16 protein-coding genes are annotated in these 14,795 nt (G+C 66.7%); 7 read left to right on the top strand and 9 right to left on the bottom strand.

Going from position 1 to position 14,795, the window contains the following annotated elements:
• Positions 1-32: 32 nt before the first annotated feature.
• Positions 33-740, bottom strand: coding sequence for an NUDIX hydrolase (locus Q8K49_RS09105; RefSeq protein ID WP_370867759.1), 708 nt, complete (start codon positions 738-740; stop codon positions 33-35).
• Entirely contained in the window at positions 737-3,061 is a 2,325-nt protein-coding gene (gene rnr / locus Q8K49_RS09110) for a ribonuclease R (RefSeq protein ID WP_305305428.1), read from the bottom strand. Before rnr ends, Q8K49_RS09105 begins: the two co-directional genes overlap by 4 nt.
• A gap of 113 nt (positions 3,062-3,174) precedes the next feature.
• On the opposite strand from rnr, the gene Q8K49_RS09115 reads away from it, so the two are divergent.
• Genes Q8K49_RS09115 through Q8K49_RS09125 form a run of 3 tightly spaced genes read left to right on the top strand, consistent with a single transcriptional unit; the run spans position 3,175 to position 6,281 of the window.
• On the top strand, positions 3,175-4,578 hold the full coding sequence (locus tag Q8K49_RS09115; protein WP_305305429.1) for a cystathionine beta-synthase: 1,404 nt from the start codon (positions 3,175-3,177) through the stop codon (positions 4,576-4,578).
• A 4-nt stretch (positions 4,579-4,582) separates the two neighbouring features.
• Positions 4,583-5,749: a cystathionine gamma-synthase gene (locus Q8K49_RS09120; RefSeq protein ID WP_305305430.1), complete on the top strand. Its 1,167-nt coding sequence runs from the start codon at positions 4,583-4,585 to the stop codon at positions 5,747-5,749.
• A gap of 7 nt (positions 5,750-5,756) precedes the next feature.
• Complete coding sequence (locus Q8K49_RS09125) at positions 5,757-6,281, top strand: hypothetical protein (protein ID WP_305305431.1); 525 nt, start codon at positions 5,757-5,759, stop codon at positions 6,279-6,281.
• Here Q8K49_RS09125 and Q8K49_RS09130 read toward each other — a convergent pair.
• The 6 genes from Q8K49_RS09130 to Q8K49_RS09155 all read right to left on the bottom strand — a co-directional run bounded on the left by Q8K49_RS09130 (position 6,278) and on the right by Q8K49_RS09155 (position 9,420).
• Entirely contained in the window at positions 6,278-6,544 is a 267-nt protein-coding gene (locus tag Q8K49_RS09130) for a hypothetical protein (protein ID WP_305305432.1), read from the bottom strand. The two genes, Q8K49_RS09125 and Q8K49_RS09130, sit on opposite strands and share 4 nt — an antisense overlap.
• 101 nt (positions 6,545-6,645) lie before the next feature.
• On the bottom strand, positions 6,646-6,858 hold the full coding sequence (locus tag Q8K49_RS09135) for a cold-shock protein (protein ID WP_055828885.1): 213 nt from the start codon (positions 6,856-6,858) through the stop codon (positions 6,646-6,648).
• 249 nt (positions 6,859-7,107) lie between these two features.
• Positions 7,108-7,320: a cold-shock protein gene (locus tag Q8K49_RS09140; RefSeq protein ID WP_055828888.1), complete on the bottom strand. Its 213-nt coding sequence runs from the start codon at positions 7,318-7,320 to the stop codon at positions 7,108-7,110.
• Positions 7,321-7,492: 172 nt separating this feature from the next.
• On the bottom strand, positions 7,493-7,705 hold the full coding sequence (locus Q8K49_RS09145) for a hypothetical protein (RefSeq protein WP_305305433.1): 213 nt from the start codon (positions 7,703-7,705) through the stop codon (positions 7,493-7,495).
• A 50-nt stretch (positions 7,706-7,755) separates the two neighbouring features.
• On the bottom strand, positions 7,756-8,463 hold the full coding sequence (locus Q8K49_RS09150; RefSeq protein WP_305305434.1) for a TorF family putative porin: 708 nt from the start codon (positions 8,461-8,463) through the stop codon (positions 7,756-7,758).
• Positions 8,464-8,493: 30 nt separating this feature from the next.
• Complete coding sequence (locus tag Q8K49_RS09155; RefSeq protein WP_305305435.1) at positions 8,494-9,420, bottom strand: nitronate monooxygenase family protein; 927 nt, start codon at positions 9,418-9,420, stop codon at positions 8,494-8,496.
• Positions 9,421-9,651: 231 nt separating this feature from the next.
• Between Q8K49_RS09155 and queF the strand changes: the two genes are divergently transcribed.
• Positions 9,652-10,113, top strand: coding sequence for a preQ(1) synthase (gene queF, locus Q8K49_RS09160; protein ID WP_305305436.1), 462 nt, complete (start codon positions 9,652-9,654; stop codon positions 10,111-10,113).
• Between the two features lie 64 nt (positions 10,114-10,177).
• Here the strand turns inward: queF and Q8K49_RS09165 are convergent, their stop codons facing one another.
• Entirely contained in the window at positions 10,178-11,164 is a 987-nt protein-coding gene (locus Q8K49_RS09165) for a dienelactone hydrolase (RefSeq protein ID WP_305305437.1), read from the bottom strand.
• 142 nt (positions 11,165-11,306) lie between these two features.
• Between Q8K49_RS09165 and Q8K49_RS09170 the strand changes: the two genes are divergently transcribed.
• The 3 genes from Q8K49_RS09170 to Q8K49_RS09180 all read left to right on the top strand — a co-directional run bounded on the left by Q8K49_RS09170 (position 11,307) and on the right by Q8K49_RS09180 (position 14,742).
• Complete coding sequence (locus Q8K49_RS09170; protein ID WP_305305438.1) at positions 11,307-12,080, top strand: LytTR family DNA-binding domain-containing protein; 774 nt, start codon at positions 11,307-11,309, stop codon at positions 12,078-12,080.
• 180 nt (positions 12,081-12,260) lie between these two features.
• Positions 12,261-13,082 (top strand): DUF817 domain-containing protein, encoded by an 822-nt coding sequence (locus Q8K49_RS09175; protein WP_305305562.1) that lies wholly within the window; start codon positions 12,261-12,263, stop codon positions 13,080-13,082.
• A 76-nt stretch (positions 13,083-13,158) separates the two neighbouring features.
• Entirely contained in the window at positions 13,159-14,742 is a 1,584-nt protein-coding gene (locus Q8K49_RS09180) for an NAD(P)/FAD-dependent oxidoreductase (protein WP_305305440.1), read from the top strand.
• Positions 14,743-14,795: the final 53 nt, after the last annotated feature.

The following is a 14,795-nucleotide window of genomic DNA, read 5'->3' on the forward strand; positions in this document are numbered from 1 at the left end:
TGCCGTCGGAAGTCGTCCATCCGCCTGCGGCCTCAGCCCTGATGCTCAATCACATGCCGGCCGCGCACCATGCGGACATAGGGCAGGGGCCGGTCCGGATGGGCGAGGCGCTCGCCGACCTCGCCCAGCACGAACCGGGTGATGGCCGGAAGGTCCAGTGAGCGCGTGTCCCCCAGCCGCAGCCAGGCGATCTCGTCCAGTTCGCCGGAACCCGCGGTCGGCTCGGGATGCAGCAAGGCGCGGGCGTCGGCCATGAAGAAGCGGGCGTCGAACCGGCGGGTCCGTCCCGGCGGAGTGACGGCGCGGGCGACATAGGACAGGGCGGCCAGATCGGGCAGGGCCCCGGCGGCCCGGAATTCGCGCCACGGACCGGCTACCGGGGCCGCGGGCGCGGGCGCAGCGAGCAGCAGGCCTGTCTCCTCGAAGGTCTCGCGCACAGCGGCGAGGGCCAAAGCACGAGCGCGGCGGGCCGGAACCTCACGCGTCAGGCGGGTTGCGTCCGCCGCGGGCAGGTCGTTGGCCGAAGCGGCGCTGAAGTCTGTTCGGTCGAGCCGCCCGCCGGGGAACACCCATTTGGCGGCCATGAAGACATGGCCGGGCGCGCGGCGGCCCATCAGCACCTCGGCCTCACCCTGTCGGACTCGGGTCAGGATCAGGGTGGCGGCGTCCTTAGGCGTCTGGCGGCCGCCGACGCGCGGGGCGTCGGTCAGGTCGCGAGCGGAGTCGAAGGGTTGGTTCACCGCCGCTTGCCTTTGCGGACCCCCTTCAGCCCACCCGACGGCCGTCCGCCCTTCGGCGGCTTGGGACCACCCGGCCGGTTGCCGCCGCGCTTGGGGAAACCGCCGCCGCCGGGACCGCGTGCGCGTTGGCCCAGACGGGGGGCGGGGGCGTTGGGATCGCGCGGGGCCGGGTCGGACAGCATCTCGAATACCAGACCGCCGGTGATCGGCGTCGCCTCCTTCAGCCGAACCTCGACGTTCCGGCCCAGCGTCCAGCGGGCGCCGCTGCGCTCGCCGACCAGGGCATGGGATTTGTCATCATGGGTGAAATACTCTGTCCCCAGCGAGGATACCGGCACCAAGCCGTCCGCGCCGGTCTCTTCCAGCCGGATGAACAGGCCGAAGCGGGTCACGCCCGTGATGCGGCCCGGGAAGGTCGCCCCGACCCGCTCCTGCAGGAAGGCCGCCATGTAGCGGTCCATGGCGGCGCGTTCGGCGGCCATTGAGCGGCGCTCGGTCATGGTCACCTGTTCGGCGATGGCGGGCAGTTCGGAGACCTCGCGGTCGGTCAGCCCGTCCTTGCCGAGCCCCAACGCCCGGATCAGGCCGCGGTGGACGATCAGGTCGGAATAGCGCCGGATCGGCGAGGTGAAGTGGGCGTAGCGGTCGAGGTTGAGGCCGAAATGGCCGACGTTCTCGGCCGAATAGATGGCCTGCATCTGGCTGCGCAGGACCACCTCGTTGACGACCTCGGCGTGGTCGCCGCCGCGGGTCTCGTCCAGCAGTTTGTTGAACCGTTTGGTGGTGGCCGGCTCGCCCTTGGTCCACGGCTTGCCGATGGTCTGGAGGAAGTCGCCGAGGTTGAACAGCTTCTCCTGGCTCGGGGCATCGTGGACGCGGTACAGCAGGGGCGTCTTCTTCTGCTCCAGCGTCTCGGCGGCGCAGACATTGGCCTGGATCATCATCTCCTCGATCAGCCGGTGGGCCTCGAGGCTGACGCGGGGCTCGATCGAGATGATCTGGCCCTCGGCGTTCATGCGGATGCGGCGCTCGGGGCTCTCGATGGCCAGCGGGCTGCGCTTCAGCCGGCCCTTCAGCATGGTGCGATAGGCGTTCCACAGCGGATCGAGGATCGCCGCCATGATCGGGCCGGTTGTGTCGTCAGTCTGGCCGTCGATGGCGGCTTGCGCCTGTTCGTAGCTGAGCTTTGCCTGCGACCGCATCAGGCCGCGCACGAACTTGTGGCCGGTCTTCTTGCCGTCCTTGTCGAAGACCATGCGCACGGCCATGCAGGCGCGGTTCTCGCCTTCCTTCAGGCTGCACAGACCGTTGGAGAGGCGTTCCGGCAGCATCGGCTCGACGCGGTCGGGGAAGTAGGTGGAGTTGCCCTTGTCGCGCGCCTCGCGGTCCAGATTGGTCCCGGGCCGGACGTAGGCGGCGACATCGGCGATGGCGACCCAGACGATCCAGCCGTCCGGGTTCTTCGGATCCTCGTCGCGCATGGCGTAGACGGCATCGTCGTGGTCGCGGGCGTCGGCGGGGTCGATGGTGATCAGCGGCAGGTCGCGCAGGTCCTCGCGGCCCTTCAGCGAGGGCAGTTCCTGATCCTCGGCCTCCTTCTCGACGGCTTCCGAGAAGCCCATCGGGACGTTGTGGGCGGCGATGGCGATCAGGGAGGCGGCGCGGGCGTCGCCCTCATGGCCGATCTTCTCGAGGATCTTGCCGCGTTTAGGCCCGTATCGCTGGTCGCCCTTCTCGATGGCGGCCAGCACGAGGTCGCCGTCACGCAGGCCTTCGGCCTGGGCGTGGGGGACGATCAGGACGTCTTTCGACTTGCGGTCGACGGGTTCGACCCGGACCTCCTTGTTGGACTTGCGGATGACGCCCAGCACCTTGTTGGCGCCGGCGTCCAGCTTCTTGATCAGCCGGGCTTCCCAGCCGTCCTCGCCGCGCGCGAACTTGACCAGGACGCGGTCGCCCATGCCGGGCGCGGGGCCGGTCTTGCCGCCGTTGTCCGGGACCAGAAGGGCGCGCGGGGCGTCGGTCGAGGCCTCGACCAGACGGACATAGAGTTCGCCGTCGAGGTCGCGCTCGACCACATCGGCGACGCCGACCGGGGGCAGGGCGCCGACCTCGGCAAAGCCCTTGCGGCCTCGCTTGCCCAGCTTGCCGTCGGTTTCCAGCTCGCGGATCATTTCGCGCAGCATGCGGCGTTCATTGCCCTTGAGGCCGAAGTGGCGGGCGATGTCGGCCTTCTCGGCCGAGCCTGCCTCGCGCAGAAAGGCGAGCAGGGTGGCCTTGTCGGGGAGTCCGGCCGGGGGCCGGGAGGGTGATTTTGTCATGTGAGTCCTTTGATACCGCACGTCCCACCTCTTCGAGAGGCGAAATCTTGCGCGGCTTGTCGTGATGAGGGCGCGCGCCTAGCTTCCGGCCCGAAACCCCCTGGAGTGTTTGAATGTCGCTGGCCCCCACGCCCGTCCTGACCGGTCCGACCGGTTCCCTGCTGGATCTGATCGGCAAGACGCCGATGGTGGAGGTGACGAAGATCGATACCGGCCCGTGCCGTCTGTTCCTGAAGCTGGAGGCCCAGAACCCGGGCGGATCGATCAAGGACCGCATCGCCGTGTCCATGATCGCAGCGGCGGAGGCGGAGGGGTTTCTGAAGCCCGGCGGGACGATCGTCGAGGCGACGGCCGGCAACACGGGTCTGGCGCTGACGCTGGTGGGTCAGGCCAAGGGTTATAAGGTGCTTCTGGTCATCCCGGACAAGATGTCCAAGGAAAAAATCCAGCATCTCAGGGCGATGGGCGCCGATGTCCGCCTGACGCGTTCGGACGTGCCGCACGGACATCCTGAATATTACACCGACATGGCGGAGCGGCTGGCGCAGCAGATCCCGGGCGGCTTCTACGTCAACCAGTTCGCCAACGACGCCAACTCCCTAGCCCATTTCAAGACGACCGGCCCGGAGATCTGGGAGCAGATGGACGGCGACCTTGACGCCTTCGTCGCCGGCATCGGCTCGGGCGGCACGATCACCGGCATCGCCCAGTATCTGAAAAGCGTGGGTTCGGACGCAAAGGTCATTCTCGCCGATCCGGTCGGCTCGACCCTTGCGGGGATCGTCAATGACGGCGTGCCGGGGCCGGAAGGCAGCTACACCGTCGAGGGCATCGGCCAGAATTTCGTGCCCGACACGGCCAAGATGGACCTGATCGACAAGGCCTATTCCATCTCCGACGCCGAGGCGATCGCCACCGTCCGCGAACTGCTGCTGAAGGAAGGTGTGCTGGCCGGTTCGTCGTCGGGCACCTTGATCGCCGCCGCCCTGCGCTGGTGCCGCGCGCAGACCGAACCGAAGCGGGTGGTCACCTTCGTCTGCGATACCGGGGCGAAATACCTGTCCAAGGTGTATAACGACGCCTGGCTGGCCGACCAGGGCCTTGGCGGCCAGCCGATGCACGGCGATCTGTCGGACCTGATCAGCCGCAAATACGAAAATGGGGACGTGGTCGTCGCCGGACCGGACGACACGCTCGACACGGCCTTCAAGCGGATGCGCGGCGCCGATGTCTCGCAACTGCCGATCATTCAGGACGGCCGGCTGGTCGGGATTCTGGACGAGAGCGACCTGGTCCACGTCATGAACACGGACGAGATCACCCGCAAGGAACGGTTCGCCCGGCCGGTCGCGTCGGCGATGACCCGCGACCTTGATACGGTGCAGGTGGGTGAGAGTCTGGATGCCCTGATCCCCCTGTTTGACCGCGACCGTGTGGCGATCGTGCTGGACGGCGAAAAGTTCGTGGGCCTGATTACCCGTACCGATCTGATCAACCATCTGAGCCTGAACCGCTAAACCCATGACCAACCTTAAGAACAGCCAGGGTTTCTCGACCCGCGCCATCCACGCGGGCCAGCGTCCCGACCCGACCACGGGCGCGGTGATGACCCCGATCTACGCCACCTCGACCTATGCCCAGGAAAGCCCGGGCGTGAACAAGGGCTATGAGTATGCGCGCGGCAAGAACCCGACGCGCGAGGCGTTCGAGGCCTGTCTGGCCGATCTGGAGGGCGGCACCCACGGCTTCGGCTTCGCCAGCGGCATGGCGGCGACCTCGACGGCGCTGGAGCTGCTGGACGCCGGGTCGCACATCGTCACCGGCGACGACCTGTATGGCGGCTCGTGGCGCCTGTTCGAGCGGGTGCGGCGGCGCTCGATGGGGCTGGATTTCGCCTATGTCGACCTCAGCGATCTGGCAAAGGTCGAAGCCGCCATAACGCCGAAGACGAAGCTGATCTGGGCCGAGACCCCGACCAATCCGCTGATGAAGCTGGCCGACATCGCGGGCCTGTCGAAGATTGCGAAAGCTCACGGCCTGCTGCTGATTGTCGACAACACTTTCGCCACGCCGTGGAGCCAGCAGCCGCTGAAGGTGGGCGCCGACGTGGTCATGCATTCGGCGACCAAATATCTGAACGGCCACTCCGACATCATCGGCGGCGCGCTGGTGACTGCGGACCCCGAGCTGGCGAAGGAGATCAAATTCCTCCAGAATTCCGTCGGCGGCGTCATGGGGCCGTTCGACGCCTTCCTGGCCAACCGCGGCTTGAAGACCCTGGGCCTGCGCATGAAGGCGCACAATGAGAACGCCCTGACGGTGGCGCGCTGGCTGGAGGAGCGGAAGGGGATCGCCAAGGTGATCTATCCGGGACTGGTCAGCCACCCGCAGCACGATCTGGCGTCACGTCAGATGAACGGCCGGTACGGCGGCATGGTCACGGTCCTGATCGACGACGATCTGGAGCGGACGAAACGGATTCTGGAGCGGGTTCAGGTCTTCACCCTGGCGGAATCGCTGGGCGGGGTCGAAAGTCTGGTCAACCACCCGGCCATCATGACCCACGCCTCGGTGCCGAAAGAGGTGCGCGAAGCGGGCGGGGTGACGGAGAACCTGATCCGGCTGTCGGTGGGGGTCGAGGACGTCGAGGACCTGATCGCGGATCTGGATCAGGCGCTCGGAGGATAGGCACTGAGTGACCGAGTACCTATTCTATCACGCGGACAGAGCTTGCAGCCTCGTCGAAGACCAAGTCATCGAACCAGATAACTTGGGCCGGTCGCGTTTCGGGCGCATCTATTCCACGGCGTTCGACGCACCGGCTGAGCAATGGACCAGCGCTGATCACAGAGAAAATGCGATCGAAGCCGTGCGCCAGGAGAGCCGTTTCAAGTCTCGTCCTTCCCGTCTCAACGTGCTGTTCGCGGCGCTATCTCAGGAAGAAGCCGTTTGGCATGGGTTGAACACCAAAGGTGGAGTGGTCGGGCCCATAAATATCATCGAAATCAAGGCGACCGAGTTCGTTACGCTGGATCGAAACTGGCTCGACTACGCAACGTCCGACCGAACCTACGAGTATCATTGCAGCTATTGGTGGGGCGAGATTTCTAACCACCGCCCCCTACACGGAAAACGGCAGAGTCCAAGGTTGGAAGTCTTAGTCTCACTTCCAGCACGGACTGGTCGGATCGTTCAGAAGATCGACCCAACGGCTGACTAGGCGGCTTTCGAATCCGGCAGGGCGGTCTGGTGGCCGGTGGCGGGGACGACCTTCTTCTTGGCCGGGGCGCGGGGTTTCTTGACGGCGGTGGTGGTCTTGTCCGCGGCGCGGCGGGCGACTTCCGCGTCGATCAGGGGCACCAGTTCGGCGGCGGTGGCCATCTTGGTCGGAGAGCCGCTTTCGGAAAGGCGGACCGCATTGAGGCGCAGCGCCTTCAGGTCGGGGTCGCTCATGGTCGGGAGCTTTTCGGCCAGCGGGGTCATCGGCATCTCCTGGAGTTGAAAAACAGTCGGGCCGGCGCCTGTTCGGCGGCCGGCCCTTCCGTCAGCTGGGGATTAACCCCGGCAGGGTCGCTTGTCGGAAACTATTCGGCGGCCTTGAGGCGACCGGCCGATTCCTTGCCCGAACGCGAGTCGCGTTCGACTTCGTAGGAAATCTTCTGATTTTCGTTGAGCGTGCCCAGGTCGGACGTTTCAACGGCCGAGGCGTGGACGAAAACGTCCTTGCCGCCGTCGTCAGGGGCGATGAAGCCATAGCCCTTGGTGGAGTTATACCATTTTACAGTGCCGGTAGCCATTTTGAGACCTCCGTTAGGCGTTGACCGCCGGAAGAGGTTCCGGATCGGCCTGTCGGGTCTGAATGGATCGGCTTTGGACCTCGGTGCGCGATGCAAAGGGGCAGCAGCGTTTCGCAGTGAGATCGACGAAGCCCCAAATGGGCGCTTTGCCGCCAAATAGCAAGCTCGGTGTTTCCCGACAGCAAAACGGCGGCGAAGGCTCTCGCCCCCGCCGCCGTCGAAATCATGCGCCGGTGAGGGCGCGTGAACTCAGCCTTCGGTCTTCAGCTGACCAGCGGATTCCTTGCCCGAACGCTTGTCGCGCTCGATTTCGTAGGAAACCTTCTGGTTTTCATCCAGGCCGCGCAGGCCCGCCTGTTCGACGGCCGAGATGTGGACGAAAACGTCCTTGCCGCCGTCGTCAGGCTGGATGAAGCCGTAGCCCTTGGTTGAGTTGAACCATTTTACAGTGCCGGTAGCCATTTTCAGGACCTCCGCTAGCAGTTGGCCACAAGGAAAAGCCCCTGCGGTCTGTCGGGTCTGAAAGGAGCGGCTAGACCTCAGTGCGAAAGCAGAGGGTGGCGTTTCGCAGAGAGCTCGACAAAACGCTTTTGGACCGGCGGCGCGCCAAAATCAAGGCGGGCGTCCAGCCTGGCTATTCGGCCGCTTCGCCCTCTGGAGCGGCGACATAGTGTTCCTGGCAAAGCTTGCGCAGGGCGGCCGTAAGGGTCGGGCCGTACAGGGAGTCCTGGATGCGCTCGAAGCCCTCTGACTGAAGGGCCTGTTTGATCTCGCCGACGGTGCGACAGCCGCCGCCGCGCGCCAGTTCATAGGCGCGTTCAAGGGTCGTGGGACGATGGTTGCTCATCTTCCCTAAATAGGGCGCTCAGCGGGAAAAGCGAGAAAAGGATCGCGGCGTCAGAAGGCGACGCTTATCCCCGCCACGAGGGCGTCCGCATATTGCTCGCCCGGCACATCGGCGTCGGTGGCGTAGTAGCGCAGGTCGGCGTCGATGTGGTCGGTGACGGCGTAGGTGACCCCCGCGTTCCAGGCCGTGTAGTCGAGGCTGTTGTCCTGCTCGCGACGACCGATCGCGGCCGTGCCTTCCAGCTTGTCGGTGAAGTCCCAGCCGAGGCGTGCCTCGACCCAGGTCCAGGCCTCGGTTCCGCCCATGCCGTCAGGCGAATACTGGAAGCGGACGCGTCCGCTGGCCGGACCGATCGAGCGTTTGACGTCGGCGGTCAGTTCCCAGGCGTTGTCATCATAGCCGGAGGCGGCGTCGATCTGGGACTTGTAGGTGGCGTTGAGGTCGAGGTCGAAGCCGGCGATCTCAGGCCGGACACCCGCGCCGATCTCCACTTCCAGATCAGAGCCGCTGGAGCTCTGGATGGTCTGGAATCCGGAGCCGGCGTAAATCAGGCCCGAGGCGTTCTCCCATTCGGCCTCGCCCCAGACGAAGGCTTCGCCGTCGGTCTTGGAGGCGCCCTTGGAGCGGTTGTCCGTGGCCGCGCCGACGGCGAAGGACCAGCTGCCGGAAGGGGAGGGCGCCTCCTGGGCGGCGGCGCCGCCGCCGGCCGTGGCCAGCAAGGCGGTCGCCGCGGCGGCGGTCGTCAGGGTGCGGAGCATGTGAGTCGCCTTGTTTGAACGAGGCGGGGTCTAGAGCCGGTTCTTGTCGAATTTATCACAGGCTTGCGAATGTTCCTCGCGCAGCCGGGCGACCAGCGCCGCCACCGGCAGCACGTCGCGCACCCCCGCGGATCCCTGACCGGCGGACCAGACGGTCTTCCAGGCCTTGGCTTCGTCGGCCATGTCGAGCTTGTGCTCGGGCAGGGACTTCGGATCGATGCCGTTGGCGACCAGCGACGGCGTCAGGAAATTGGCCGGAATGCCTGAGACAGCGGGGGTGTAGGTGATGTCCGAGGCGCCGGCCTCGACGATCATCTGCTTGTACTCGGACTGGGCCATCGACTCGGTCGTCGAGATGAAACGGGTGCCCATATAGGCGAAGTCGGCGCCCATCATGGTCGCCGCCGCCACGTCCCCGCCGGTGGACAGGCAGCCCGACAGGATGATGGTCCCGTCGTAGAAGGAGCGCACCTCCTCGACCAGGGCGAAGGGGTTGACCACGCCGGCGTGGCCGCCCGCGCCGTTGGCCACCAGAATCAGGCCGTCGACGCCCGCCTGGGCCGCCTTCCTCGCATGACGGACATTGGCGATGTCGTGGAACACCACGCCGCCGTAGCCGTGAACGGCGTCCACCACGTCCCGTACCGCGCCCAGCGAGGTGATGATCAGCGGCACCTTCTCCTCGACCGAAACCATCATGTCGGACATCAGCCGCGGATTGGTCGGATGGACGATGTGGTTGACGCCATACGCCGCGGCGTCGGGGTTCAGCCGCGCCTTGATCTCGTGCAGCCACTCCCGATAGCCCTCGGTCGAGCGCTGATTCAGCGACGGGAAGGTCCCGATCACCCCGGCGTTGCAGGCCTCGACCACCAGACCCGGCCCCGAGACCAGGAACATGGGCGCGGCGATGACCGGCAGCTTCAGTCCCTTTTGCAGCGATGCCGGAATGGCCATGGCGGTGCTCCCCGTTGTCTTTGACTACGGATAGCGGGGTGACTGCGGGGAAAGCAAGTTGGGGCGAGGGGTGTTGGGAGTGGGATGTGGGGTGTGGAAAAGAGAAGAAGGAAGGGGGACGGGTGGGGGCTTGGCGTCCGTCGCCAGAGACAACTGTGAACCCCACCCCCCACCCCCCACCCCCCACACCCCGAGGATGACGCCGACAGGCGAACCAGCTACAGCGCCTGCATGACCACCGACACCTCAGGCCTGCACCAGCTCGGCCAGCACACCGTCCAGCCCACATCGCCGGAAACGGCCGAGCTGGAGCGGGTGCCCAACCCCCATCCGGGGATGCTGTATCTGACCCGGTTCACGGCGCCGGAGTTCACCAGCCTGTGCCCGGTGACGGGCCAGCCGGACTTCGCCCATATCGTCATCGACTATGCGCCGGGCGACTGGCTGGTCGAGTCCAAAAGCCTGAAGCTGTACCTGACCGCCTTCCGCAACCACGGCGCCTTCCACGAGGACTGCACCGTCGCCATCGGCAGGAAGATCGCCGACCTGCTGCAGCCGAAATGGCTGAGGATCGGGGGGTACTGGTACCCGCGCGGCGGCATCCCGATCGACGTCTTCTGGCAGACTGGCGCGCCGCCGGAGGGGCTGTGGCTGCCGGATCAGGGCGTGCCGGCGTACCGCGGGCGGGGTTAGGGGGCCGCATCCGAGACTTTCGGAAAGCCTGCTTCCGGCGGGTAGGTCCCGCCGCCGTGCGCCGTCAGAGATGGGTCCTGAAGAAACGGATCATCTCGCGGTTCAGGGCTTCGTGAAATGCGGCGCGGTCGAAGTCGGGGGTCGGGGCGCAGATCATCGGGGCGTTGGCGGCCAGTTCGGGTGAGCAGGGCGGCAGGAAGTCGAAATGGCCGGCACCCTCGACACGAATATACTCTGGCTGACGCGGCAGGGCGTCGCGCACCGGCTCGGCGTAGAAGGGCGAGGGCAGGATCTGGTCGCTCCCCGCCTGCCACAGCTGAACCGGCTGGGTTACATCGGCCAGGCCCTCACGCGTGAAGGTGAAGCCCAGCGCCGGGGCGGCGACGACAAGGGCCTTGAGGCGGGTGTCGTGCGGCAGGCGTGGCACGCTCCGGCCACCGGTCATCGTCTCTGGATGCCGGCCCACGAGGCGGCAATCATAGAAGGCCGGATTGGCTCGGCAGTGATCGACCAGTCGCGTCAGATCGGGATCGCCGCCCGCCGCCGCCAGCACGGTGAACCCGCCGGCGGAGTATCCAAATGCCCCGATCCGCCCAGCGTCGATCCCGGCCCGTCCTTCCCATTGGCCCAGCATGTGGTCGATCAGGACCGACAGCTGGCGGGTGCGGTCGACGACATCGGTGGCGCGGCTCTGGTCGCGCCAGTTGTCGCCGGTGTGGGTCAGCGTCGCGACAATGAATCCGGCCTTGGCTAGGGCCTGGGCCGTGTCGCTGTGACTGCGAAAATCGCCGCCGTTGCCATGGGAGATGACGATAAGCGGGCGCGGTGCCGTGGCGGCCTCGGCCGGATACCAGACGCCCGCCTCGATGGCGGGCTGATCGCCGTCAATCAAGGTCAGGCGAGAGAAGGCCACGCCGTCCCGGATCGACGGACCCACCTGCGCAGCCGGCTGCGGGGCGGTTTGGGGCGGGCTCGGGGCCGCAGTCGTGGCGGCTGTGGCGCAGGAGGCCAGCAGGACGGAAGCGGCGGCGATCAGGGAGGCTGTGGACATTGAAAGGGCTTTCGGCGGCAGGTGATGGGGCTGTGTAAGGCCGCTCCAGGTCAGCGCGCCAGCGAAGATGGGCGAACGGGCGAACGGGTTCGTGGCCGGGCGAACGGCTGCAATCGCCCGCAGCGCTTGCTAGGGTGGCGCCATGGGATCGACTCGGGCGAAGGACAGGCGATGGCGCCCGGCGGCGGTGGGTTTCGCCGTCTCGACCGCCATTGGGCTGACGCTTGGCGCGATCGGTCCGTTCGGCAGCTATCTGAACGGGTCCTTGCCGGTGCGCGCGGCCTATTGGGTGGTCTGTCTGTGGGGCGGATGGCTGGCCTTCGGCGTCAGCCTGCCGATCCTGAAGCGGTGGGCGAACGGCCGCGGTATTTCGGCCTGGCTGTGGACCCCGCCGGCCATCGCCGTCTTGACCCTCCTGCCAGCCGTGCTTAGCCGGGCGCTGGCGGTCAGGCTGTGGCCCGTGGTCGGTGAGGTCGGCTGGCTGGAATGGTATGGCCAAGGCCTAGTGATCAGCACCCTGGCGACCTTGGGCATGTTGTGGGCCGTGCGATCTCGCGAGGCCGTCCCCGCAAGACCCGACACATCTTCCGCCGACCCGCGTGATCGGCTGCCGCGACGCCTGGGTCGGACGGTGCTGTGTCTGCAGATGGAGGATCACTACGTCCGGGTGCACACGCCGCAGGGCTCCGCCCTGGTGCTGATGTCCCTGTCCCAGGCGATGGCGGGACTGAAGAACGTCGAGGGCGTGCAGACCCACCGCTCCTGGTGGGTGGCGCGTGCGTCCATCGCCGGCGTGGTCGAGGACGGGCGCAAGCTGCGACTGCGGCTGACCGACGGTCTGGAGGTTCCAGTCTCCCGGGCGCGGGTCGGGGCCTTGCGGGAAGAGGGCTGGCTGGCTGCGGCGTCCGCGAACTGATCCGTTCCGGCGGGGGAGGATGGCGGGACCCGGGATCCCGGCGAACGGATACCCGGTCGTCGCCGCCCGTGCTCCGTGGAGCTGGATCAGATGTTCGGTGTGCTAGTCGCGCCGCGAGGCTAAACTGCTCGCGTGACCGAATCCCCCCGCCTCCCCCTCGAAACCTGGGGCCGCCACTGGTTGCTCCGCCTCCAGACCGCGGCCGACCGCCGCGCCTGGTCCCGCTACGCCTTCGAATTCCTGATGTTCGGGATCAAACAGGGCTGGGCCTGTCTGTTCGGCGGGGCGATGCTGGCGCTGCTGCTGGGGACGCATCTGTGGTGGCCGGACAACGCGCCGGTCAGCCGGTACGACTTTCTTGTGGTCGGGGCACTGGCGATCCAGGCAGCCATGCTGGCGTTGAAGCTGGAGAGTTGGGAGGAGGCGAGGGTGATCTTCGTTTTCCACGTCGTCGGCACCATCATGGAGCTGTTCAAGACGCAAGCCGGCTCGTGGATATACCCGGAGGACAGCATCCTGCGCATCGGCATGGTGCCGCTGTTCTCGGGCTTCATGTATGCGGCGGTCGGGAGTTACATCGCCCGTATCTGGCGCATCTTCGACATCCGGTTCCGCCACTATCCGCCGCTGTGGACGACCTGGGTTCTGGCGGCGGCGATCTACGTCAATTTCTTCGCCCATCACTGGCTGCCGGACGTCCGGCTCGGTCTGTTCGCCCTTACGGCGGTGCTGTTCGGGCGCGGCTGGTTCTATTTCACGCCGGACCGGGCGCGGCGGCGGATGCCGTTCCTGCTGGGGTTCTTCCTGGTCGCGGTGTTCATCTGGCTGGCCGAGAATCTGGGCACCTACGCCCGGGCCTGGGTCTATCCGGGGCAGGACGACGGCTGGGAAATGGTGTCGGTCGCCAAACTGGGCAGCTGGTTCCTGCTGATGATGATCAGCGTGGTGCTGGTGTCGCTGGTGCATCGGCCGGAAGAGGAGGTTCCAGGTTCCAGGGTCTAGGGGCTAGGGAAGATGCATCAGGCCGGTTACACCGGTGATCCTCCCTGGAACCTAACCCCTAGAACCTAGCCCCTGCATGACCACCACCACCACCGACGTCGTCATCCTGGGCGGGGGCCACAACGGGCTGGTCTGCGCCTTCTATCTGGCGAAGGCCGGGCTGAAGGTCACGGTGCTGGAGCGGCGGCACGTCGTCGGCGGGGCGGCGGTGACGGAGGAGTTCCATCCGGGATTCCGTAACTCGACCGCCAGCTACACCGTCAGCCTGCTGAATCCGAAGGTCATCGCCGACATGGAGCTGGCCCGGCACGGCCTGACCGTGGTTGAGCGCAAGGTCTCCAACTTCCTGCCGTTCGATGACGGCCGCCATTTCCTCGCGGGCGAGGGGCGGACGCAGGGAGAACTGGCCAAATTCTCGGCGCGCGACGCCGAACGTCTGCCTGAATACGAGGCGCGGCTGGAGGTCGTGGCGGCGGTGCTGCGCGACTGGATCCTGAAGGCTCCGCCCAACATGGTGGAAGGCGGCTGGATGGCCATGCTGCCCGAACTGTTGAAGGGCGCGTCGCTGGGCAAGCAGGCGGCGGGGCTGGACGTCACGGGGCGGCGCGACCTGCTGGACCTATTCGCCAAGTCGGCGGGCGACTGGCTGGACGGGTGGTTCGAGAGCGATCCGATCAAGGCCCTGTTCGGTTTCGACAGCGTCGTCGGCAACTACGCCAGCCCCTATACGCCGGGCTCGGCCTATGTGTTGCTGCACCATGTCTTCGGCGAGGTGAACGGTCGCAAGGGGGTGTGGGGCCACGCCATCGGCGGCATGGGCGCTATCACCCAGGCCATGGCCGCCGCCTGCGCCGAACAGGGCGTCGAGGTGCGGCTGGAGACGCCGATCGCATCGGTCCTGACCGAAAAGGGCAGGGCTGTCGGCGCGGTGACCGAGGCCGGGGATGTGGTGCGAGCGCGGGCGGTGGTGTCGAACCTGCATCCGCGCCTGCTGTTCGAACGGTTCGTGGACGACGCGTTCGTACCGGCGGACTTCAAGGAGAGGATCGGGAATTACCAGTCCGGTTCCGGGACGTTCCGGATGAACGTCGCCCTGTCCGAGCTGCCGAGCTTCACCGCCCTGCCGGGGACGGGCGACCACCTGACCGCGGGGATTATCATGGCGCCGTCGCTGGCCTATATGGACCGGGCCCATGCCGAGGCGCGGCTGAACGGCTGGTCGTCGAAGCCGATCGTCGAGATGTTGATCCCCTCGACCCTGGACGACAGTCTGGCTCCGGCCGGACAGCATGTCGCCAGCCTGTTCTGCCAGCATGTCGATCCGGCGCTGGGCGACGAACACCGCGACACGGTGGCGGACCTGATGATCGAGACGGTCGACGGCCATGCGCCTGGGTTCAAGGCGTCGGTGGTCGGGCGGCTGGCGCTGGGTCCGCGCGATCTGGAGCGGCGCTTCGGTCTGGTCGGCGGCGACATCTTCCACGGCAAACTCAGCCTGGACCAGCTGTTCAGCGCCCGCCCGGTGCTGGGGCACGCGGATCACCGGATGCCGGTGCCCGGACTGTATCTGTGCGGATCAGGGGCGCATCCGGGCGGCGGCGTCACCGGCGCGCCGGGACACAATGCGGCGCGCGCGGTGCTGAGGGATTTGAGGCAGTAGGCAACAGGCATCAGGCAATGGCGGAGGCCCGGGCGCCGCCTCTGCACGCCAAA

It is taken from the genome of Brevundimonas sp. (assembly GCF_030682035.1).
GTDB lineage: Bacteria > Pseudomonadota > Alphaproteobacteria > Caulobacterales > Caulobacteraceae > Brevundimonas.